Consider the following 21,615-nt stretch of genomic DNA (forward strand, 5'->3'; position numbering starts at 1 on the left):
CGGTTTATTCCGACACATCGTGATCCACCCAGAACACCCGTGGCAGGATACTGGTCAGGTCAACGCTGCCCGCAACCGCATTCACGCCGCCACCGGCTCCGGAAGACGTGCTGTTGCCTTCATCCATTAGTGGTATCGACATCTTGCCAATGCGGATTTCGACCGTCTGCTGGCAGTCGTTTTCCGTGCAGGCCCCGCCATCAGATGCGCTGGGTACACGGAACACAATCTGCGCGTCACCCAGTATTTCATTGACGCCCGACACGACAGAGCGTTCGGGGTTGCCATCCCTGTTCAAATCCGCCACCGCCCCACCGTTTAACAGGTTCATGACATAAGCACGGGCACTGTTGGGCGGGACTTCGCAAGGGTCATCCGGGTCTTCCTTGCCGTTCCCATCTTCGTCGACGGGCGCAAAGGTGCTGAAAATAATCTTGTTCAGGAAGGTCACGGCAGGTGCCAATACCTTTTCGCCGTCGTTCGGCAGGTCGTAATACCAACCAGTAAGCCCGGTTTCGCTCAGCAAGGTTTTGTTGCCGCCAATGACCGCCGTATTGTCTGAACCATCCGGCAAGGTGATGCTGGCCAGGCTGGAATTTTCCTGGATAGGGAACTTGCTGGTATCCGGCGCACGTGCATACGGGTCACGGTCAATCAGCACGTAGAAACGGTCTTGCACTTCGGGGTCTAGCGGGTGCGACTGGTAGCCGCTGCCGATTGCCAGGGTCATGATGGTTTTGCCTTTGTCTTTCATCAGCGCCACGTCAGGCTCATGGAAGAACATGCGTTTGGCCGTTCCGGTTCCGCCCAGTACGGCAAACTTGCTCAGCCGCGCCTTGGAATAGTTGTACCAGGTGGTATTGTCAGTATCGAACAGGTCTACATCCATATCCACCCGCCAGACCGTGCCGCCGGTATCGGCGAAATACAGGCGATCCAGCGCGCCGTTGCGATCCATATCCATGATGCGGATGTCTGCGGGCACGCTTTGCAGCAACTGGGCAGCCGCGCCACTGACATTGGCGCGCAATGACCAGATACGCGCGCCGGTTTTGGCATTGACAATGAATACATCCGCGCCCTTGATGTCAGTCAGCGCTGCCCGTTCAGCCGCATCCGGGCTGTCCAGACGTTGTACCGGGTTTTCGCCCTGGCAGCCATCCTGACAGCCATCAAAACCGCCGCCGAAGATCAGCACATCCACCAGACTACCGACTTTCGGGGTTGAACTATTCTCCGCAATACGCATTTTGGCCAGGGTTGGTTTTGACCAGGTTTGTGCCATTTCGGTGAAATCCGTGTCAGTATTGCTGATATGCCAGGCAATTGACGGGCTGCTGATATTACTGATGTCTAACGCATAGTATTCCTGTCCGCCCCGTCGCATCCCGAAATACAGGTAGATCTTGTCGCCACTGGCAGTATCCCCCGGGCGGATTTTGCCGTCGTGGTTACCGTCGTATTCCCAGACTGTAATGTCGCCGTCAATGCCGTAGACGTGGTTGGCGGAGGCTTCATTCTGGTAAAACAGGTTGATGTTCTTCAGCAGGCTTTTAGGCATGAACGCCCATTTTTCCACGCCGGTATCGGTATCAATGGCGTGCAGATAGCCTTCATTAGTGGCAGCGAACACATACGATTTCATGCTGACGCTATCGGTTCCCGAGTCGCTTTTGTAGGTCACTACCACTGGCTTGGTGTTCAACATATCGCCCATGTGCTTGCGGAAAGTACCATCGGGATTTTCCCCCCGCGCATAATTCAACAGAGCGGTACGGTCATCAGCGCTGATATCGCTGCCTGGCAGCGGGCACGTCGTCACTTCCTGGATGTTAACGCAGCCATTATTGTTAAAAGGGTTACCCGCCACCTCATGTTCAACACCATCACAATCAGTATATGTGCCAAAACAACTGATGCCATCAGCTACCCCGGCCCACCAATCCTGCAATGTATTATCGGTTGTGTAAGTACCCGCCCCCCCCAGCATGGTGCTGGTGATATTGGTATTACTGGCATCCAGTTTGTTGCCCGTGGAAGTCAGGTCTACACCACTAGCATCCGTATACAGATAGCGGCTATCAGGCGACGGCAACTGGCTGGCGGCTCCACCAGCAGCCACGCTGCCACCACTGACCGCATCACCCCAGAAGTCATGGGCATCGTTGAGGAATTCGCCTTTTTCATTCAGTGCAGGCTGGTTGTTTTTGCCATAAATCTGGCCTTTTTTGCCGGTCACAGAGCCATCCAGATCCAGCTTGAATTTTTTCAGGTTGCCCGGCCACGTGACATTGGGCGACTGGTCAAACAGCGGGATGTACACTTCGTCGCTGTGTGACAACAGGGTGGACTGGTCAACCGTGTAGGCCGGGGCAGAAAACGAGCGGCCATTCTTGTTGATGGAATTGAGGATGGCGTTGAAAGCGCCCGCCAGCGCATCGGCGTCATCGGCCTCGAAGTAGCCGTCTTCCGCCGTCACCAGGCTTTCCAGATAATCGCGCGCCGCTGTCGGTTGGTCGTTCATGGCAAACGCTACCGCATAGGTATTCACCACCTGGGTTCCATCCAGAGTAGGGTTCTGATCCGCACTGGCCATCCAGTGGGTCAGTTCTGAGCCACAAGTACCGCTGTTATAGCCGTTGGGGCTGTCAGTGCAATCCGCAACGCCGATGTAATCTTCCACCCGCGTGGTGCTGATTGCCGGTTTGAGCTGGGCTGTCATGTCGGCAGCAAAACCGGTGCCGCCAGGGTAACGCTCGGAGGATGGCGGATAATAAAGGGTTCCATCCGGCTCACCCGCACCCGGATAGTAAGGGTATTCGGGCTTGCCATCCGACATCAGCACCAGATAGTTGGCCTGGCAACTGTACTCAATCGGTGACTGGTAGGCAGGCGCGCCGGTAAGCGTGTCGCAGATGGTATGTTCACAGGTTGTAATGTCATCCGTGCAACTGTAGTTATTGTCCTCACAATAACCCGAGCCATCACTGCCGGTTTCAACCCAGTTACAGCAGAGGTTGTAATACACGGTATCGCATGATCCAGGCACGATATTGGCGTTGCACTGCCCCCAACTATTGACACACTCTGCGGTGTGGGAGGCCGTACACACAGGTTCCGCATCATAGGTCAACGGATGGGCTGACCAGCCCAGGGCAGGCACGTCCATCCCCCAGCCAACCGCATCACCCCGGAAATAACGGGAAGCTTCGTACAGCGAATCGACGATAGGCGTATAGCCGTCAGCATTCCAGCTACCGACCACATCGGACAAAAACTCGCGCACAGTAACGGTGGCATCATGCGGATTGGGCAGGTTATCAGAGTTTTTGTGGGAAGCAATCAGCGGCAAAACCTTGTCTTCCATCGGGGTTGCCGGAAAATTCACGCCCTTGATGGAACTCCACCAGTAATCCTCCCCCAGGCCATTGTTGGCGTAATGCATCAACCCCACGTTCAGGTTGGCGGGCGCCGCGTTCATCACTGCCGTGAAAGAGTCCTTGAGCACCCCTAGCCGTGTCCTGCCCAGTGCATCGCCAATGATGGGCTGGTTCATGCTGCCCGACGCATCAATCAGGAACAGCACATTCGGCGCGACCTCACCGCTTTTGTCGGAGAAGTAGATTTCGGTCTCATCCGCCATCAGCACTGTGGCGAACAGCAGGGGGGCGGATAACAGGAGCCACCGCAGGCTATGACGTATTGTTTTCATGGCTTGTTTTTATGATGTTGTTTGCTTGGGCATGGGCGATGACGGGTTATTTCCAGCACACGCTGGAAGCCGTGTCGTCCGACTTGGTTGCACTTTTGGCTCCCCGGTTGTCGATGGAGAGGGTTTTGCAGCTCTCATCATGCACCTGGGGGCCGGTTGCGGTCGCCGTGGCGACGTAGCCAGTGCAGCGACTAGCTGCTGTTCCCCCGCAACCATTCGGGGTGGCCGCAATCGCTAGGGTATAAAAGTTTTCCGGGCTGTTTGCGCCGTAACCCAGTTCACCCGCGTTACTGCCAACACCCTTGGCGTAACTGTAAACGTTGCCTTGCAGGAAATAGCGCTCCTGACGCTGGGTCATTTCCAACAGGGCTACCTGCGCATCCGCGCGGCGGCTTTTTTGTACTTGCGCGGTATAGCTAGGGTAGGCAATGGCGGCAAGGATGCCGATAATAGCTACCGTGATCATCAGTTCGATCAGGGTAAAACCACCCTGCCCCATTTGTTTCATTGTCATCATTGTTGTTACCTTGCATAGACCATTATGTTTTTCAATTGGGTGCTGGTTTCAGGCGCGCCCTTCCTTCCGCGTGCCAACTGCTGGCTCCTGTCCCCGCAAAAGCGGCATCCGCATCCACTGTTACCAATAGACAGCCTGAAGACATGTCACTGCTGATGGATATGCCGTCCAGCACAGGGCAGGTTATATCGCTCCCTGGATCGTGTGGGTCAGCTTGAATGACGGGATCAGCCTTTACCTTGCTTACAGGGTCACAAAAATAAACGGATGCATCGTCTTCACAATAATTTTCATCCAGATCGGGAATATCCATTATTTTTTCAAAGTTGGAAGGCGTATTGCTGTAATAGAGCAAACGCTTGCGCTTGCCAGTCCCATCCGCCATGGCAACGGTCGCCAATGTCGACTCGGCTCCCTGAAACGTCTGCATACTGATCATTTGGTTGCCTGCGATACGGCTATCGACCGTCGCCATCCGGCTGGCGGCAATGCCAATAACGGTCAGGGTCAACAAAATAACCACCCCCCACAACAACACCGCACCACGTTCACGTCTCATGACCACCTTTTGCATAAATATCTCCTTAACTTGCTGTGGTATTACGCAAATAGATCACTGTGCTATAAACCGACCGTTGGAAACGGTCATTAAACGTCACGGCGGCATCCAGCACCTGATAGGTTTGCGCTTGCGCCGCAGGCAAAATTGAATCCAGTGACCTGACCAGAATGCCCACCTTGATACTGACGACCCGTTGCCATTCACCGGCAGCCACGCCAGAGGCATTCACATAGCGGTCTACCGAGCCATTGGCATCGTCATCCATCCCGTACATGAACTGGATATTTTCCACGCCGTTCACCAGTGGCCGTTTGGACTGGTTGCTGTTAGTGCCAACGACATACAAAACCGGGACTGCATTCCCCTGAGAGTCCCTGGTGTTTGCATCGGTATCCACATGGAAAGCGTTGTACGCCAGATAACTTTCCAGTTGCGGTGGGGGCGCGTTACACCGGCAGGCAAACTTGTCGTCCTGGGAATGCGGGCAGCTTGACAGCACGCAATAGCCATCCGCGCCTTTTTCCGCTGCCGGGCAGTCGGTTGTTGGCGGCGGGGCATTGCAATCCGCCCGACAGCTTCCTGGAAACTTGCTGTTGGCGGCATCGACAAACACCCGGTTATCACTAACAAAACGGACGCTGACCGAATCACCAAAAGCATTAAAATTGTCCCGGGTAGCGCTGGCTTTCACAGCCGCCAACGCCAAGGGCTTGACCGTACCACATGAGCCTTCCACCGGGTCGGGGTCACCGTATACATAAAACTGCCCGCCTACCATTTCCAGAGGAAACTTGGCCGCAGACGCATACCCAGCGTGTTCCAGATGCCTGGTCAGGGTAAACAAGGCAACGCGGGCAGTTTCATCCATCATGGAAAGCTGGTCGCGGGTTTGGTAGTTGCGTTTGCTGCTCACATAGACAGTTCCCACCCCCGCGACCAGTACCAAGCTGACAACCATGGCAATCATCAGCTCGATCAGTGAGATACCTTTTTGTTTGTTACGGTACTGCATAATGCTTCCTATAAAGTGGCGTTCAAGCTGATATTGAAAGTTTCCACCCCATCGGTTCCGCCATCAAAATCTGTCCCCTGGCGGGTGGCATTGCGTTCATCCCATTGCAGGTTGATCTGCAAACCATCACGGCAGCTGCCAGTTGGACAACTTACTTGTAAACGCCCACCCATCAGCACGGTATTGATGCCACTACCGTTACCGGAACCACACATGATCTGGTAAATGTCGTAAGCAGCCATAGCTGTCGGGGGGGTAGCATTGGCGCCGCAATAATCCACACTGCTGGAGTCGACGGCATAGGCATCATTTTCGGCAGCCTGTTTGTTGGCACGCATCCGCTCCAGCAGGTCATACACGATCCACGTTGCCTGCTGCATCTGGTAGGAGTTGTGGGTAGTCTTCATCCCGGCGATCTGCAAACCGGCAAGCCCCAACAGCCCAGCGGACAACACGACCGTGGCGATGAGGACTTCCAGCAGGCTCAGACCTGCCTGGCGGTGTGGGGACTGTAAACGTATCGGCATACTGCCACCTGCTTAGAATTATGATTAGGGGCTTGAGTTACGCCTATTATACTGAAAACAGCCATCCACGGATAAAAAACACAAATCACGCCGATAAGCTGCAATTTTTAAGGTATCAGTGGTAAATAGGCTAAAAAGCAACCAAAAGAAACTGGCAGGCAAAAAAAACCCCGGGAAACCCGGGGGAGATAACTCTCAACTCATGACCATGTACGCAAATGCTTTCCCTTACGTCGCGCTAACACGCGGAATGGTTCATGCAAAACAATGATTTGTTCAATGGAACTTCAGGGAAAACGCCGGATCAAGCACCGAACGCACACCACCTTGGCGTAACAAACGTTCCAGTTGCTTGCCTAGCTCACCCAAATCCTGCCGGTAAACAATCAACCCCTCCAGCAGAAGTTGCGCTGCGCTGCGCTCTACCCGTTGATCCATGACAAAGAACCGTTTATTCATTTAACAATCCCCTTTTATTTTGACCACACACTAAAACCCTCGGTTTAAATATAGTGCAAAAATAAATTTTCTGTGTTGTCTTTCTGCCGACTTTGCGGATAATGCAAATATTTTAGTATATTAACCACTACTGATACGCATGATGACGGCAGAAATTTCAACACCAGAAGCCCGTTTGGTATTTGTTGACGAATTGGACAGCACTGAGATCGGGAAGTTGCAGCAGGCAACCGCCAGCGCATCCGGCTTGTCGGCCCACTTCCACGACACCCTGAAATCCGGCATTCCGGGGCCTGAACTGGCCGTGATCCCCGCCGGGCGCTTTGAAATGGGTTCTGACCCCAGCGAACACGGCCACCAGCGCGACGAAGCGCCACGCTACCTGACCATGATCCGGCGGCCATTCGCTATCGGCGTATACCCGGTCACCGGCGAAGAGTTCAGGCAGTTCCGCAAGGATACGGAATGGTTCCTGCGCCCAGAACTGCTCTGGCACGAAGGGAATTACCCCGTCATCAATGTGCGCATGGAAGACATCAAGCTCTACCTGGCCTGGCTGAGCTTGCAGACCGGCCACACCTACCGCTTGCCAACCGAAGCCGAATGGGAATACGCCGCCCGCGCAGGCACGACCACCCCGTTCCACCACGGTGACGATGTAAGCTGCAAGGAAGTGCATTTCAACCCGTTATTCCCTTACAAGGAACAGCTGGAAAAGCGCCGCTGGTATCTGCCACGCTGTTTCCCCAGCCCCAAAGCCAGCGAAGTCGGCCTGCAAGCACCCAACGCCTGGGGGTTGCATGACATGCACGGGAATGTGTGGGAATTCACCGCTGACCACTGGAGCAGTTCCCACCTGAACGCCAACCGTGACGGCAGCCCTGCGCTGGCAGCAGACCCTTACTGGTACGTCACAAAAGGTGGCTCATGGTTTGACCCGGCAGCGCGGGCGCGCAGCGCGGCACGCAAGAAGCGTTATCTGGATGAAATGGATACTAATCTGGGGTTCCGGGTGGTGAGGGAGTTGTAACACTCCCCCACCCACCAACGTCAAACCTTGTTGACTTTATCCGCCCAGTTGTTGGTAACCCGCTTGGCCGCTTCACGGCCACCCAAGCCAAAGGCCAGCGCCGCCGCAATCGCCACAGCACCTAAGGTAAAACCAAACGCCATATTGACGATGTTATCCGCCAGCCCCATGGCACGCAGGCCCATCGCCAGCACCAAACCCAGGATCGCAATGCGGGCAATGTTGGCCAAGCCGCCACTACCAAGCTGTTGCAGCTTGTTGTAGGCCAGCGTGCTCAGGAAGTAACCGACCACCAGGATCACGCCACCCACCAGGATGCCGCCACCAAATTCCAGCACCTTGGCAAAGATGTTGGAAATGATGTCAATACCCAGCGTGTTCACCGCCGCCGTAGCTGCCGCCAGCATGGCGAAGAACATGATCACACTGCTCACCAGCTTGCGCGGTGTAAAGGAACCTGTAAACAAACCGGCGATACCCAATTTCTGCGGCATAGCATCAGCACCCAAACCTTCCAGCACCCCATCCAGCAACGAAATGGCAAATTTGGCAATGAACCAGGTCACGGTGAGAATAATACCCGCGCCAATGATGTTGGGGATCACCGCCCACAACTTGTTGAGCATGTCGGAAGCCGGGCCGGTAATGGAAGGTATATTCAGCACACCCAGCGCCGTTACCGCAATCGGCAGCAAGATAGCAGCAAAGATAAAGGAACTGCCCAGTTTGGAAACTTTGAGGCTGGCGTTGCCCGTCCGCTCCAGCAGGTGACGGTCAACCTTGTGCAAGCCAACCCCAACCAGCTCGGAGACGATTTTCGCCACCATCCAGCCAGCATAGGCAATCACGCCCGCGCCGATAATATTGGGGACTGCCGCCAAGAACTTGTTAACCATGTCTTTCAGCGGAGCCAGCACATCAGTCAGGCCAAAATGCTGCAACACAGCCATCAGCACGAAAATGGTCAGGATCGCCTTGATCAGTGATGCCAGGGTTTTGGACAAACCAGTACGCTGAAGGAAACCCACCCGGTTCAACAGACGCTTGAAAATGCCCGCCAGAAAGCCGACCACAATCAGGCCGACAACAAGGATCAGCAAACCAATCAGGGCATGACCCAGCTTGCCGGAAGCCACCGGCCCCAGAGCACCGGTGATAGAGGATAAAAAGCCTTCCATAGTTTTACTCCTAACCTATATACGAAAAAATCTATAAACAAATATCTGCTATTGAATGATCATGGCGTCAACACGCCGGTTATTTTTGCGACCTTCCTCGGTTGTGTTGGTATCAATCGGGGCTGAATCCCCCATGCCCATAATGCGCAGGCGCGTCCGGTCAATCCCCAGATTCACCAGCGCAACACCCACTTCATTGGCGCGCAGCAGGGAAAGCTCGGTATTGCTGCTGGATACACCGGTTTCATCCGTATGCCCACGGATCAGCAGCTTGATAGCCGGGTAGCTGTTCAACAGGGCGGCAGTTGCCTTGATCTGCGGCTCAGATGAGGCGTTAATACTGGTAGACCCTTTATCAAACATGATCTTGTCGAAAATGACAGGCTTGTTCACTTCACCACTCATGATGCTCTGCAACAACCCTGTCTCAAAACCGGTTGACCCAAGGGTGACCTCACTACCATCCGGCAGCTTGTAAACCTGTGCTGGGGTTTTCTGGGTACTAACCGCTGCGGCGGGCGCTTGCACAGCGGGTTTCGCCGTTGTTGCGGGGCTGGCGATCCCCACCGGGCCTGCATCCTGATCCGTGCTGACAGCGGCTTTTGCCGGAGGGGCTGGTTCGTCACTGGCGGGAGCCGTTTCTGTTGTTGCTACCGCCGTTGCTGCCTCTGGTTTCACAGCAGCAACGGTCTGCCCGGTTGCAGGCGCAGACACTTGGGTACTGGCGGCTGTAACCTCCACTGCTGCACTGGTTTGCACACCTGTCGAAGGCACTCGCGCATCACCGGCAGAAGCCATGTCTGCCTGCAAGGCAGTACTGTTCGGCAACGACGCTGGTTTCACCATGACCAGGTTGGAATCCGGTAGTTGCGAACCGGCAGTAACGCTGTCAGCATCAGTGCTGCCCCAACCATGGCTTAAAAACCAGTACAGCAAACCAAATAGCAGGATGACAACACCGGCAATGGCGTACTCTTGGGTCGGTGTCAGGTCATCATCGTTATTTTCCGTTATGATATTTGCCATATTTACCTTCCATATCATTTATTGTCCATATACGAAACTCACATTAAGTCTAGACAAATTTTTACGGAATGGATGGACAATTAATTAAATTATCATAGAAATTTTCAAATAGACGTATTTAACAGATTAACAATCAGCAACATCAGAAAACAGTCACGATGATCATTTGAAAAAATTAAACAAATAAATCAGCCAAAACCCAATCTATAAATTTCAAAAAATACTATTGCCAACATAAAAAAGCCGGATAAAACTATCCGGCTTTTGGGAACGGAACACAGGCAAGTTTATTTGCGCCCTTTACCGCCACCACCAGTGCTACCTGATGATGTGATGGAAACACTGACAACCGCGCTGGCCGTGTTGCCTTGGCCATCGCTGATGGTATAGGTGAAACTGTCGCCGCCTTTGCGCGAACCAGCCGTATAAGTGAGCTGATGGCCATCGGAAGAAACAACGCCCTTGCTGCTCCTGCCAACGCTGGTGATGGTCAATGCATCTCCTTCCGGATCGCTGTCATTATCCAATACCGGAATAACGACCGTACCACCAGTTGCCACGCTGACGGTGTCAGCATTGGCCTGCGGAGCTTGGTTCACAACTGGCGCGTCCAGCGTGGCGGCAGAAGCCTCCGCCGAACGGACGGTTTCATTACCAAAGCTATCACGTGCCTTGACGGTGAAGGTGTAGGCTGTCGAAGCATCCAACCCACTAGCGGTATACACCGGTGCATTCACCCAACCACTATCCTGACAACCATTACCACCCGCCATGCAGGCAAAGTAATACTGGACAGAAGAAGTATCATCCGTAGCAGTCAGTGCAGTCATACGGATGCTGGCATGGTCGATGGCTGTGGGCGCAGATGCCCAACCCATCGGATCCGGTGACGGCGGGGTGGTATCACTGCCTTGCGGCAACACACCTTCAATGTAGTAGCGCCCCAGACTGCCGTAATCGGAATAGTTGGCGCTGCCAACACCCTCTACCGCCAGATAATAGGTTCCCGCGCCGACGGTCAGGCTGACACCTGCGTCGGTGTCCGTTGATGGGTTGCTGGATGCCAGCAGATTGCCTTGCTGGTCATACAAGGACAACAGCACATCCAGATTGCCACCACGGGTATTGCTGGCTTCGCGCGCCGGTGTCGCTTGCAGGGTTAGCGCCCCGCCGATGGTCGCAAAGCTGAAAACATCCACATCATCACGGCTACCAATGACCCCCTTGTTGACACCATTCAGGTTGCCCGGATCATCCACCAAGGTAGTTACCAACACACTACCGCTGGCATCCACCACCAGCGGCGTGGCCTGGCCTGGCCTGTCTGGTTACCGTGGTCATCCGTCTGGAGGTTGACCTTGCTTGCAATAATCGCAACATCATCCTGCTGCTGGTTGGCATCGGCGTACTCCCCCTTGCTCCACTGGCTGACGTTGCGGTTATAACCAGTCCCCATGATTGGCCCCCAACTGGTGAAACCGGAGCCATGCCCCCCGTAATAGGAAGCCGTGCTGGTGCCATCGTGTGATAGCCCCATGTTGTGCCCCATTTCGTGGGAAGCAGCTTCACTCACATAGTCGGGGCGGCCTCCGCCCAGGTTGTTGTAATACACCAGGGCAGGCGAGTAGTAGGAATGGTAATTGCTGATTCCCCAGACATTCACATAAGCCACCCCACCCGCGCCCTGGGCGGGCATGGGCTGGCCGCTAGCATCAGAATCGCGGGTAATCAGGATACGGCCAACCGTTGGGCCAAAGCTGGCTGGGGCTTCTGTCGTCACATCCACGTCAAACGGCGCGTAATCCTCGCTGATGCGTCGCCAGATTTCGGCGATTTTTGGCGGCTTCCGCATCGTTGAAACTGCCCGGGCTGCCATCCAGGTCGTAGGGCAGTGCGCTCAGGCTGCTGCTGCCCACATAGCTGTTCCAGGCAGTCCCAGTAATGACATGGCCATCAAAATCAAGGTAAACCACATTGCCCGCGCCCGCCTTGCTGTGTAGTTTGAACACATTGGCGGCGGTGTAAGCAGTGACTAACCCACTCTCCGCACCAGTAGGCGCAGCATTTTCCGTCAGATCCGGCAGGAAACTGTCAACAAACAGGATGCCGCCTTCCGGGTCTGCCTGCATGTAGGGAACATCATTTTCATGGAACTGGATATTGCCCAACCAGCTTTTGGCTTTCTCACGCGCTACCGCAGGCAGGGCAACCAACTGGTCGCGCAACAAACCCGGCGGCAAGTCTTCCAACTGGAATGGGTTACCAACACCAAATGCTTTCGCCTGGGCAGGCGGCTGGGCGGAGGCGGTCATGGAACCCAAAGCGGCGGCAATACAAACGCCCAACAGGGTTTTACGAAGGATTATTGTCATATTGTTGTCTCCCGATACGCGAAGGATATTTTTACACCAGCACCAGTGGTTAAACGCTGCTGGATACACATTTCAATAATTTTTATTTATTAAAGATGCATTAGATGTAATCGGTAAGATGAATGAAAGCTGACTGCCGACAATCGGTAGGATATTTAGAATAAGCGGCAAGAAAGTTTGACCAGCGGTAGGGTTTAGCCGGATCAAACGGCAATTTTGGCGGATTCGGGATTTACCCAAAAAGAAGGGCGACCCAGTGGCCGCCCCAAGCGAGGTGAAATATGACTCAAAACTAGACCAAGAAAACGTTTGGCAGACCCTTAGAAGAAAGCGCCCTGCCCTTGCTTTTGCTGCATGTGTTCCAGACGTTTTTGCATATGCTCTTCACGCTTCTGCTTCATGTCGGCAAATTTGGCCGCCTGATCCGCCGTCAGCAGCGCCTGGATACGCTGTTCCGTTTGGGTGCGGATAGCATCCATTTGGGTTTTCTGCTCCTGCATGATGACTTCTACCTGACTCGCCTGAACATCGCTCAGACCCAGGGCAGTTTTCATGCGATCCAACCCTTTGCCCCCAAAACCGCCACCGAAACCGTGGTCGGCCATTGCTACAGAAGCGCCCAGCAAGGCAGCCAATGTGGTAATGATCAATGCTTTTTTCATTTCAAATACTCCGTAAACAAACTTCAATCTTGTCGTTAGGGTGAAAGCTTGTTGCTTTCGACCAGGTGAAGATTACGCGCCGATTGCGCACCAAGTTTGCTGCAATTGTGCAAACAATATGGAAACGCACTCATGGCTCAAATTTGTAGCCCACCGAGTAGACGGAGTGGATAACTTCCTGGCCGGGCAGGATTTCCGCCAGCTTCTTGCGCAGTTTTTTGATATGGCTGTCGATGGTACGGTCGGAAACAATACGGTTGTCGGTATAGACTTTCGACATCAACTGGTCACGCCCGAAAATCCTGCCGGGTTGCTGCAACAGTGCCGCCAATAGCTCAAACTCGACCAGCGTCAGGGTGATGTCCCGCCCTCCAGCCCTGACCAGCAGGCGATCCCGGTTCAGTTCCAGCAATGCGCCATTAGCATTATTTTCCAACGTCTGGCCACCAGCCGCCAGTTGGGAAAATGCCTGCAATCGCCGCAAAATGGCTTTGACGCGGGCAACCACTTCACGCGGGCTGAAGGGTTTACAGATGTAGTCGTCCGCGCCAAGTTCCAAACCCAGCAGGCGGTCTATTTCTTCCACCCGCGCGGTCAGCATGATGATGGGCACGGGGGAAAACTGGCGAATCTCCTTACACACTTCCAGGCCATCCTTGCCCGGCAGCATCAGGTCAAGCAGGATCAGGCTAGGCTGCTCGCGGCGCACCCAGTCGCTGACGCCAATGCCGGTATTGAGCCAGTCGGTGTGGTAACTGGCATTGCCCAGGTATTTTTGCAGCAGGTCAGCGATTTTGGGTTCGTCTTCGACGATCAGTATCCGTTCCATGGCGCATACTCCATCAGGGTTGCAGCGGCAGGCGCACACGGATTTCCACGCCACCCAGCGCGGAATGGGCAGCACTGATTTCACCGTCATGCGCCGCCACAATATTGCGGCAAATGCTCAAGCCAAGCCCTGCCCCGCCGGTTGCACGGTTGCGGGAGCCTTCCACCCGGTACAGGCGGTCAAACAGGCGCGGCAAAGCTTCATCCGGCACGCCGGGCGCGGAATCCTCAAACACAATGTCTATCCAGCCATTTTCCACGTTGCTGCTGACGCGCAATTGCCCCGGCTTGTCGGTGTAGCGCAGGCTGTTTTCCAGCAGGTTCTTGAACAATTGCTGCAAGCGCTGTGGGTCACCTTGTATATGGATGGGCGTCAGCGCAATGCAGATGGTATCAACCTGCAACTCCTGCTCATGCAACTGCGAACTGTGCAAGGCCAGCGTTTCACGTAGCAGGGCGATAATGTCGGTGGCTTCCTTGTGGTAGCTGAGCGCCCCGCTGTCGGACATGGAAAGGTCATAAAGGTCGCCAACCAGCCGTTCCAGATGGCTAACTTCCTGATGCAGGGAAGCGAAAGTGCTGGTATCCGGCTGGTTGACGCCATCTTGCAGGGCCTCGATTTCGCCGCGCAGGATAGACAGTGGAGTGCGCAGTTCATGGGCAATGTCGGCAATCCATTGTTTGCGGGACGCCTCATTCTGCTGCAAGCGCTCAGCCAGGCGGTTGACATCCCGGGTCAGGTCGGCAAGTTCATCACGCCCGGAAACTTTCATGCGCAAAGCATAATTGCCATCTGTCAATTGGCGTGCGCCATTGCGTAAGGTCTGGATCGGCTGCCCCAGATGGCGGGCGAACAGGAATGCCAGCAACCCGGTTACCGGCAATGCCAACAAGCCAATGACCCATAACATGCGTTGCAGGCGGTCGGCAAATTCCACGTCCACCTTTTCGGTCAGGCGCTGCCGACGGTAGATACCCAGATAGCCGACGATTTTACCTTGTGATTTAAGCTCATGCAGATTGTCAGGCGTGCCGAGACGGGAACTCCCCCTGACAAGTTTATGCCCGGCATCCAGCAAGACAATCCTGCTGGCAAAACGATCCATCCGTTGCATGAAATGGGAACGCGGCGGCGGCAACCCACCAATTTTATGCTCCTCCCGAAAGGGGGGCGGGGGCCGAGGTTCATCCGCCATTTCGCCATCACCCGCATCACCATTGGCAGGAAAAAAACTGCTGCGCATCGCTGTCCGTAGCAGCGAATCCCACAAATAACGGTTTTTGTCCAGGGCAGACCAGTCACCGCTGGTCTCATAGGTACTGATCAGGCGAGTTTCGAGCTGGGTAAGGGAGCGGTTTTCCTGCTCATTCAGGTAATCGAGGAAACTGCGTTTGAACTTGAATTGCACTACGCCAGCCACACCGCCAATGGTCAGCAGGCAGGCCAGAAAAATGGCAATAAATAGTTTGGTGCGGATACTCAGGCTTATCATGCGCAGTTGGACACCTGCAAGACTTCAATAGTTGCAAGTCTATCACTGCGGGCAAGAACCCGATTAAATTTTTACATTTTCACTTCCAGCCAGATATGGCCTTTGCTGCCGGATTTTTTGACCTGGATGACTTCAATTTGCTTGCCGCTGGCAAGATTACCGACGGTTTTGCCCAACTTGCCGCCACCACTGCTTTTACCGGGTGGATTGTCCCGCACGGTTGCACCCCATGCCAGTGCGTATTGCTTGCCACTGACAGGCAGTTCAGCGCCTACCCGCAACCCCTTTTCAGACCATTTGCCATCCACAAACTGACCCGCATAAATCCAGCCAGTACGCTTTGGCTCTTCCCGTGGGGTTTCAGCATCACCCTCAACCGGCGTGCCTGCACCATCAGTAGCCTGAGTATCTGGAGCACCTGCAACCACTTTCTCTAGGGGAGCCGCTGCTGGCGACACCACTGTATTGTCAGCGGCTGCATCAAGGGCAGCCAAGGTCATGGCCGGAGCAGGATTATGAACAGCAGGCGGTGGAGGTGGTGGGGCAACTATCGGCTGAGAAAGGGATGGGGACACTTCATCAGGCGTTGGAACCACAGCGGGAGACACAGAAGGCGTATCTGCATTAATGCTTTGGGAAAAAATAAATGCCATACCTGCCATCAGCAAACTGGCACCGATAACCAGGCCGATTAGCTCACGCTTCATCTGTTCACTACGGCTGTAGGGTTTGATGTACTGTTGAGTCGCCATATCCAAGCCTGTCCTTGATTAATTTTTCTTCAGATATGACTATGGCAAATTTTTGCCATAAAAGCAGTGACGAAGATCACTTATTTCAGGGAATATACTTATGCTCGCACAAATTACCGGCATTACAGAGCAGCTCGTAGCTGATAGTCCCCGCCGCGCGCGCCACCCTATCAACTGTAACGTGTTTTCCCCATAACTCTACCTGATCCCCCACCCGTGCCTCAATCGCTGTCAGGTCGATGACGACCATATCCATGGAAACACGGCCAAGCAGGCGGGTTTCCTTGCCATTGACCCACACCGGCGTGCCTGAAGGGGCATGGCGCGGATAACCATCAGCGTAACCAATAGCGACCACACCGGCACGGGTATCCTCCGGGCAAACCCAGCTTGCGCCATAACCAATGCTTTCCCCCTTGGCGATGGTATGGATGGAAACCAGAGGCGCGACCAGTGTCATGACCGGTTGCAGGCCATCGCGCCTGGCATCGCCATCCACAAAAGGTGAGGAACCGTACAGCATGATGCCGGGGCGCACCCAATTGACGTGGGTCTGCGGCCAACCCAGGATACTGGCGGAATTGCCGATACTGCGCGTTGCCTGCAAGCCATCTGTATAGCGGGCAAACTGCTGCAATTGCTGATGGGTGTGCGGGTTATCCGGCTCATCAGCACAGGCCATGTGGGTCATCAGCCAGGGGGTTGGCTTGATGCCCGGGTGCTTGCCCAGACGCTCAAACAGGTGGTGCGCCTGTTCCACCGGAAAACCCAGCCGGTGCATACCACTGTCAAGCTTCAGCGCCACGTCCAGCTTGATGGAGGCGGGCGCACTATCCAGCAACTCCAGTTGATGGCGGTCATGGATAACCATACGCAAACGGTGTTCCGCCGCCGCTTTCATGCCTTGCAGGTTGCTGAATCCTTGCAGGACGAGAATCGGGTGGATAAAACGCGCTTGCCGCAGCTCTAGCGCCTCCTGGATACAGGAAACCGCAAAACCGTTGGCATGGCTAAGGGTTTCAGCGGTTTTCAGCATGTTGTGCCCGTAGGCATTGGCCTTGATCACTGCCATCGCCAGACTGTTGGGCGCAGCTTCGCGACAGCGGCGCAGGTTATGCCGCAGGGCATCAGCATCAATAATGGCACGGGCAGATCGTTTCATGCAGGCAGTGTAGCGGTTTGCGTTGCTTATTCAAATCCCGGCGTATAGATGTCAGGCGTAAAATTTTCGAAACGGGTGTATTTGCCGAGGAAGGTCAGCCTTACGCTGCCAATGGGGCCGTTACGCTGTTTGGCGATAATGATTTCTGCCGTGCCTTTGTCAGCGGAATCAGGGTTGTAAACTTCGTCACGGTAGATGAAGATGATCACGTCAGCATCCTGTTCAATTGCGCCCGAATTATGGCTGACGATTCCATCTGCCAACCAACAGGCGTTGCCGGGAACCGTCAGGTCAAATACCTCTTCCTCGCCAGCAGGCTCAATACTCACCACCTGATCCCAGAACAGCTCATCACGGGCAAGCAAGTGCAGGCGTTCATCATCCAGAATATCGGCATTGGCCTGGCGCGGGCCAAACGTGCCAATCTCATGCAGGAAAATCCGCTGCTGCTCTGCCCCGGAGATATCAGCAGTAAACCAGCCACACGGGCTTTCGGTACTCGTGACATGTTTGATGCGGGCAACGATACCAAAACGCAACAACAAGGCGGCCACATCACGGATCAAGGCTTCACTTGCCGTCGCAAAATAAATGCGCGGCTTGTTGGCTCCCTGATGAATACTGCCATCCGTTGCCCACAAATGGCGCAGGAATAAAGCCAGCTGAGTATTGGGAAGCTGAAAAATGCCCGCAGGCAAAGTCTCCGGCAAATTTGTTGCTAGTGAAATAATTTCATGCTCAGGCCATGTTTGCGTTTGCAGCGGTTCAGGTATGCGACACGCAATAGCCAGCCGATCACCTACCTGCAAATCACGGGCATGTTTCCAGTCCCACAAACCACGCAAACGATGCTTATGGGAACAACGGATACTGCGCCCACTAGCGAGAGAAATTTTCAGCAGTGATTTTTTACCTGCCGACCAAACCAGATCGGTGGCAGCTGCCTGCACCATACCCGTCGGCGTTATCGACAAAATCTGCGGGGTTTGCCCCACCAGTTCGCACACTGGCACTCGGCAACCATCAGCCAGCATCACCAAAGTGTCACCGGTTACACATTCACGTAAATCCGACATCACCGGGCGCTTGTTAGGGCGCTGTTCCAGACTGCGGTTGAGCTGGGAAAGCGCAATCACAGGACAAGCCAATTCCTTCGCCAGCGATTTGAGGGAACGGGAAATTTCCGAAATTTCAGCGGTACGGTTTTCGGTGCTGGTTCCCGTTTGCATCAGTTGCAGGTAATCAAGCACAATCAGGCCAAGCTGACCATGTTCACGCATCAGGCGGCGGGCACGGGCGCGCACTTCGGTCGGGGAAAGCGCCGGGCTGTCATCAATGAACATCGGCACATCGGCGAAAATCTTTACTGCCGTGGCGATACGCGGCCAGTCATCATCGGTCAATTTCCCGGTGCGCACGCGGTGCTGGTCAACACGTCCCATCGACGACAGTAATCGCAGGGTAAGCTGTTCGGCAGGCATTTCCATACTGAAAATAGCGGTGGGTAGCTTTTTGTGGGCGGCGGCGTATTCGGCGATGTTCATCGAGAAGGTGGTATTGTGCACCAGCATATCTTCTGCAACAAAATTGTGTGTATCCGGTACACTTAGGTCATAAACCTGTTTATCACCCATGTAGTCGATGGACTCGATCTGATCCCAATACAGGTCACTATTGGCAAGCTCGCCAAGCTCTTGATCCTGCAAGGCAGTGGCAATTTCCGCTAGCAGTTCACGTCCAATCCTACGTTTTCCCACATGGAAATTATGCCCGGGGTTGCGTCCCATACACTGCGCCAATCCTGCCCAGGTCAGATTGCCTTTGCGTCCGGTTATGATTTCCCAGGTTTCAACAGGCAAGGTATCCAGATTGGCTTTCGCTTTTTTGGCTTGGCTGACGGCCAGTACTTTTTGCACAGCCTCTTCCTTGCCATAGACACCAATCTCTTCAAGAAACTGGCGGATATGCTGCTGATGGGTAATACGCAATTCGTAAGCAGGGCGATATTCACCCTGATACGGGATTTGCCGGTGGCGCAGTTTGGCCAAGATACCGAAACGTAACAGCAAATGCTGGACATCCCGCGCCAAGCCATGACTAACCGTGCTGTAGGAGATGCCAGCCTGATCACCATTCTGGACATAAACACTGCCATCACAGGCAAACGTCCTGTTAAGGAACAGTGCCACCAAGTCGCGGGGTAACTCAAACACGATACTTGGAACCCGCTTGTCATGGGCGTTTTTGCCCATCAGGCCGATATGGTGCAGCCATTCGCTAACAGGATTAGGGGCTGAACGTGCAGTAGCCGCAGCGCAATGCGGCATCAACTCATGAGGGTCTGCCTGAAGTTCACGACACAGGACGCCGAACATATCACCCGCTGGAACTGCCTTGCCCACAGTCCAGTAATGCACAGTGGCGACCGCAATATCCAGACGGCGGGCTAATGCATTCAGGCTAAGAGAAAGCTCCCGCAGACGTTGCCTCAGGCGTTCGGCAAAATCCATGCGCGCCTGTTGAAGAAATTCGCTATCAGTGGCAATGCGGATGGAAGGGGCCCGTTTACCCTTGCTGTCTTCCAGACGCCAGCAAACACCAGGAAAATCTGCTAAAGCCGAGGTGAAATCATCCAACAGGCGCAGGTTGACATTGGTAAATTGCGGACAACTTTGGGTTAGCCCCCCATCCGTCAGGAAGTAGGCAATCAGTTTGGTGCGCTGCCCAGACAACCCCGCCTTCCCGAAGAAGGGCAAAATCCGTGGCACGGCGATCCGCTGACCGACCTCAAGTTCCTCAAGCCTTCGCCACCCCCTTATTGTCAGGAATGGGTGCGCCAGGGTAGTAACGATTTCCCGACCCAACGCAGTACGCACCCGGAATACAGGTTTGATACCATCATCAACGAATTCTGAAGGCTGCGTTGCCTGCAAGCGGAACTGGTTATCCAACGTTACCAAAGCGCCCCGCCGCCGCGCCACCAAATCATCAATAACCTCCAACCTGCCGCTGTTCGGATCAAGTACCCTGCTACCAGCAACAATGCATTTCCCCATCGACGGACGCCCCGCCACAATCACCAAGTCACCTTTCTGCAAGCCGGATGTCATCTCATCCAGATCGGTATAACCCGTCGAAACCCCGGTGATATTGCTGTTGAGCTTGCTCAGTTCCTCGATGTGCTCAAGGGTGGTCTTGAGCAGCTTTTTCAGTGGCTTGAAAACCTGACCCTGCTTCGCGCCCTGCTCCGCAATCTTGAAAACCTTTTGCTCTGCCTCATCCAGCAGCTCCTTGCTGGGGCGGCCTTGGGCGGTGAAGGCAGAATCGGCAATGCCTGTGCCGACGCTGATCAGCTGACGCAACACCGATTTTTCGCGCACGATTTCCGCATAGGCGCGGATATTGGCGGCGCTGGGCGTATCCTTGGCCATGGTGGCCAAGTAGGCGAAGCCACCGGCATTTTCCAGCTCCCCGCGCTGTTTCAGCCAGTCCTGAACCGTCACCAGATCCAGCGGCTTGTCGTCTTCAGCCAGATCGGCGAGGGCGCGGAAAATCAGGCGATGATCTTGCCGGTAGAAATCATTTTCCACCACCTTGTCGGCAATGGTATCCCATGCCGTGCTATCGTTTGCCAGGCCACTCAGCAACAGGCCACCCAGCACAGACTGCTCGGCCTCGATGGAATGCGGGGGAATTTTGAGTGATTCGTATGATTCTGCCATGCCGCAAGTTTAACGAAAGTCGGGGTGAAAAGTCAGGGGACAGATCAGCGGGCAAGCTGTGAAAAAGGTGTGAATATCTTGGGTATAAAATACAAATGTCCCATAATGCCTTGCAGCACTATGGGACATCAGCCAGGCAGGTTGTCAGCAGTAATTATTCTGCTTCAACGATAACCTTGATAGTAGCATCGACTTCGGTATGCAGATGCAGGCCAACCTCGAATTCGCCCAAGTGGCGGATCGGGCCTTCCGGCATACGGATTTCGCGGCGTTCCACTTCCACGCCAGCAGCATTGATGGCTTCCGCGATTTCAATGTTGGAAACGGAACCGAACAGCTTGCCTTCATTACCGGCAACAGCCTTGATGGTCAGTACCATTTCAGCCAATTGGTCACGGCGCGCCTGGGCGGCGGCCAACGCGGCTTCAGCTTCGGCTTCCAGTTCGGCGCGGCGTGCTTCAAACGCTTCCAGATTAGCCTTGGTGGCCATTTTGGCTTTACCCTGAGGGATCAGGTAGTTGCGGGCATAACCAGGGCGCACGGAAACAACATGACCGAGAGCACCCAGGTTTTCAACTTTTTTCAGAAGAATAACTTCCAT

Annotated in this window: 19 protein-coding genes; 1 reads left to right on the top strand and 18 read right to left on the bottom strand. The window is 54.4% G+C overall.

Annotated features, from left to right (window positions below; translation table 11 throughout):
* Positions 1-4: 4 nt before the first annotated feature.
* From THINI_RS05565 to THINI_RS05590, 6 genes are all read right to left on the bottom strand, one after another.
* On the bottom strand, positions 5-3,712 hold the full coding sequence (locus THINI_RS05565; RefSeq protein ID WP_002707674.1) for a PilC/PilY family type IV pilus protein: 3,708 nt from the start codon (positions 3,710-3,712) through the stop codon (positions 5-7).
* A 46-nt stretch (positions 3,713-3,758) separates the two neighbouring features.
* A complete protein-coding gene (locus THINI_RS05570) occupies positions 3,759-4,229 on the bottom strand; it encodes a type IV pilin protein (protein WP_002707675.1) in 471 nt (156 codons plus the stop codon).
* A gap of 31 nt (positions 4,230-4,260) precedes the next feature.
* Positions 4,261-4,803: a pilus assembly PilX family protein gene (locus THINI_RS05575; protein WP_002707676.1), complete on the bottom strand. Its 543-nt coding sequence runs from the start codon at positions 4,801-4,803 to the stop codon at positions 4,261-4,263.
* 10 nt (positions 4,804-4,813) lie between these two features.
* Positions 4,814-5,803 carry a PilW family protein gene (locus THINI_RS05580; protein WP_002707677.1) on the bottom strand — a complete coding sequence of 330 codons (990 nt, stop codon included), beginning with the start codon at positions 5,801-5,803 and terminating at the stop codon, positions 4,814-4,816.
* An 8-nt stretch (positions 5,804-5,811) separates the two neighbouring features.
* A complete protein-coding gene (gene pilV, locus THINI_RS23195) occupies positions 5,812-6,330 on the bottom strand; it encodes a type IV pilus modification protein PilV (protein WP_002707678.1) in 519 nt (172 codons plus the stop codon).
* A gap of 276 nt (positions 6,331-6,606) precedes the next feature.
* Positions 6,607-6,789 carry a hypothetical protein gene (locus tag THINI_RS05590; RefSeq protein WP_002707679.1) on the bottom strand — a complete coding sequence of 61 codons (183 nt, stop codon included), beginning with the start codon at positions 6,787-6,789 and terminating at the stop codon, positions 6,607-6,609.
* A gap of 139 nt (positions 6,790-6,928) precedes the next feature.
* Between THINI_RS05590 and THINI_RS05595 the strand changes: the two genes are divergently transcribed.
* Positions 6,929-7,819, top strand: coding sequence for a formylglycine-generating enzyme family protein (locus tag THINI_RS05595; protein ID WP_002707680.1), 891 nt, complete (start codon positions 6,929-6,931; stop codon positions 7,817-7,819).
* A gap of 20 nt (positions 7,820-7,839) precedes the next feature.
* Here THINI_RS05595 and THINI_RS05600 read toward each other — a convergent pair whose 3' ends face one another.
* The 12 genes from THINI_RS05600 to rplI all read right to left on the bottom strand — a co-directional run bounded on the left by THINI_RS05600 (position 7,840) and on the right by rplI (position 21,615).
* Positions 7,840-8,997 carry a mechanosensitive ion channel gene (locus THINI_RS05600; RefSeq protein WP_002707681.1) on the bottom strand — a complete coding sequence of 386 codons (1,158 nt, stop codon included), beginning with the start codon at positions 8,995-8,997 and terminating at the stop codon, positions 7,840-7,842.
* 48 nt (positions 8,998-9,045) lie between these two features.
* Positions 9,046-10,023: an OmpA family protein gene (locus THINI_RS23200; RefSeq protein WP_002707682.1), complete on the bottom strand. Its 978-nt coding sequence runs from the start codon at positions 10,021-10,023 to the stop codon at positions 9,046-9,048.
* A 287-nt stretch (positions 10,024-10,310) separates the two neighbouring features.
* Positions 10,311-11,321 carry an Ig-like domain-containing protein gene (locus THINI_RS05610; protein ID WP_154724360.1) on the bottom strand — a complete coding sequence of 337 codons (1,011 nt, stop codon included), beginning with the start codon at positions 11,319-11,321 and terminating at the stop codon, positions 10,311-10,313.
* Entirely contained in the window at positions 11,291-11,875 is a 585-nt protein-coding gene (locus THINI_RS05615; RefSeq protein ID WP_169314586.1) for a zinc-dependent metalloprotease family protein, read from the bottom strand. The genes THINI_RS05610 and THINI_RS05615 overlap by 31 nt, the downstream gene beginning before the upstream one ends.
* Entirely contained in the window at positions 11,811-12,395 is a 585-nt protein-coding gene (locus tag THINI_RS23205; RefSeq protein ID WP_050988001.1) for a hypothetical protein, read from the bottom strand. Before THINI_RS23205 ends, THINI_RS05615 begins: the two co-directional genes overlap by 65 nt.
* Before the next feature lie 320 nt (positions 12,396-12,715).
* Entirely contained in the window at positions 12,716-13,057 is a 342-nt protein-coding gene (locus tag THINI_RS05620) for a hypothetical protein (protein ID WP_002707683.1), read from the bottom strand.
* 130 nt (positions 13,058-13,187) lie between these two features.
* Positions 13,188-13,886, bottom strand: a complete 699-nt coding sequence (locus tag THINI_RS05625; RefSeq protein WP_002707684.1) for a response regulator — start codon at positions 13,884-13,886, stop codon at positions 13,188-13,190.
* 13 nt (positions 13,887-13,899) lie between these two features.
* Positions 13,900-15,378: an ATP-binding protein gene (locus THINI_RS05630; protein ID WP_002707685.1), complete on the bottom strand. Its 1,479-nt coding sequence runs from the start codon at positions 15,376-15,378 to the stop codon at positions 13,900-13,902.
* Between the two features lie 71 nt (positions 15,379-15,449).
* The gene (locus THINI_RS05635) at positions 15,450-16,130 is read right to left on the bottom strand and encodes a hypothetical protein (RefSeq protein ID WP_002707686.1); all 681 of its coding nucleotides are present in this window, start codon (positions 16,128-16,130) and stop codon (positions 15,450-15,452) included.
* A gap of 85 nt (positions 16,131-16,215) precedes the next feature.
* Entirely contained in the window at positions 16,216-17,292 is a 1,077-nt protein-coding gene (alr, locus tag THINI_RS05640; RefSeq protein ID WP_002707687.1) for an alanine racemase, read from the bottom strand.
* 26 nt (positions 17,293-17,318) lie between these two features.
* Positions 17,319-21,014, bottom strand: coding sequence for a replicative DNA helicase (gene dnaB, locus THINI_RS05645; RefSeq protein ID WP_002707688.1), 3,696 nt, complete (start codon positions 21,012-21,014; stop codon positions 17,319-17,321).
* 154 nt (positions 21,015-21,168) lie between these two features.
* Positions 21,169-21,615, bottom strand: a complete 447-nt coding sequence (gene rplI, locus THINI_RS05650; protein WP_002707689.1) for a 50S ribosomal protein L9 — start codon at positions 21,613-21,615, stop codon at positions 21,169-21,171.

This window comes from Thiothrix nivea DSM 5205, from assembly GCF_000260135.1.
GTDB classification, from domain to species: Bacteria; Pseudomonadota; Gammaproteobacteria; order Thiotrichales; family Thiotrichaceae; genus Thiothrix; species Thiothrix nivea.

What these genes read in the sequence shown, in the direction of transcription:
- THINI_RS05565 (WP_002707674.1), bottom strand. Translation starts at nt 3,712, where the DNA reads ATGAAAACAATACGTCATAGCCTGCGGTGGCTCCTGTTATCCGCCCCC.
- THINI_RS05570 (WP_002707675.1), bottom strand. Translation starts at nt 4,229, where the DNA reads ATGATGACAATGAAACAAATGGGGCAGGGTGGTTTTACCCTGATCGAA.
- THINI_RS05575 (WP_002707676.1), bottom strand. Translation starts at nt 4,803, where the DNA reads ATGCAAAAGGTGGTCATGAGACGTGAACGTGGTGCGGTGTTGTTGTGG.
- THINI_RS05580 (WP_002707677.1), bottom strand. Translation starts at nt 5,803, where the DNA reads ATGCAGTACCGTAACAAACAAAAAGGTATCTCACTGATCGAGCTGATG.
- pilV (WP_002707678.1), bottom strand. Translation starts at nt 6,330, where the DNA reads ATGCCGATACGTTTACAGTCCCCACACCGCCAGGCAGGTCTGAGCCTG.
- THINI_RS05590 (WP_002707679.1), bottom strand. Translation starts at nt 6,789, where the DNA reads ATGAATAAACGGTTCTTTGTCATGGATCAACGGGTAGAGCGCAGCGCA.
- THINI_RS05595 (WP_002707680.1), top strand. Translation starts at nt 6,929, where the DNA reads ATGATGACGGCAGAAATTTCAACACCAGAAGCCCGTTTGGTATTTGTT.
- THINI_RS05600 (WP_002707681.1), bottom strand. Translation starts at nt 8,997, where the DNA reads ATGGAAGGCTTTTTATCCTCTATCACCGGTGCTCTGGGGCCGGTGGCT.
- THINI_RS23200 (WP_002707682.1), bottom strand. Translation starts at nt 10,023, where the DNA reads ATGGCAAATATCATAACGGAAAATAACGATGATGACCTGACACCGACC.
- THINI_RS05615 (WP_169314586.1), bottom strand. Translation starts at nt 11,875, where the DNA reads ATGCGGAAGCCGCCAAAAATCGCCGAAATCTGGCGACGCATCAGCGAG.
- THINI_RS23205 (WP_050988001.1), bottom strand. Translation starts at nt 12,395, where the DNA reads ATGACAATAATCCTTCGTAAAACCCTGTTGGGCGTTTGTATTGCCGCC.
- THINI_RS05620 (WP_002707683.1), bottom strand. Translation starts at nt 13,057, where the DNA reads ATGAAAAAAGCATTGATCATTACCACATTGGCTGCCTTGCTGGGCGCT.
- THINI_RS05625 (WP_002707684.1), bottom strand. Translation starts at nt 13,886, where the DNA reads ATGGAACGGATACTGATCGTCGAAGACGAACCCAAAATCGCTGACCTG.
- THINI_RS05630 (WP_002707685.1), bottom strand. Translation starts at nt 15,378, where the DNA reads ATGATAAGCCTGAGTATCCGCACCAAACTATTTATTGCCATTTTTCTG.
- THINI_RS05635 (WP_002707686.1), bottom strand. Translation starts at nt 16,130, where the DNA reads ATGGCGACTCAACAGTACATCAAACCCTACAGCCGTAGTGAACAGATG.
- alr (WP_002707687.1), bottom strand. Translation starts at nt 17,292, where the DNA reads ATGAAACGATCTGCCCGTGCCATTATTGATGCTGATGCCCTGCGGCAT.
- dnaB (WP_002707688.1), bottom strand. Translation starts at nt 21,014, where the DNA reads ATGGCAGAATCATACGAATCACTCAAAATTCCCCCGCATTCCATCGAG.
- rplI (WP_002707689.1), bottom strand. Translation starts at nt 21,615, where the DNA reads ATGGAAGTTATTCTTCTGAAAAAAGTTGAAAACCTGGGTGCTCTCGGT.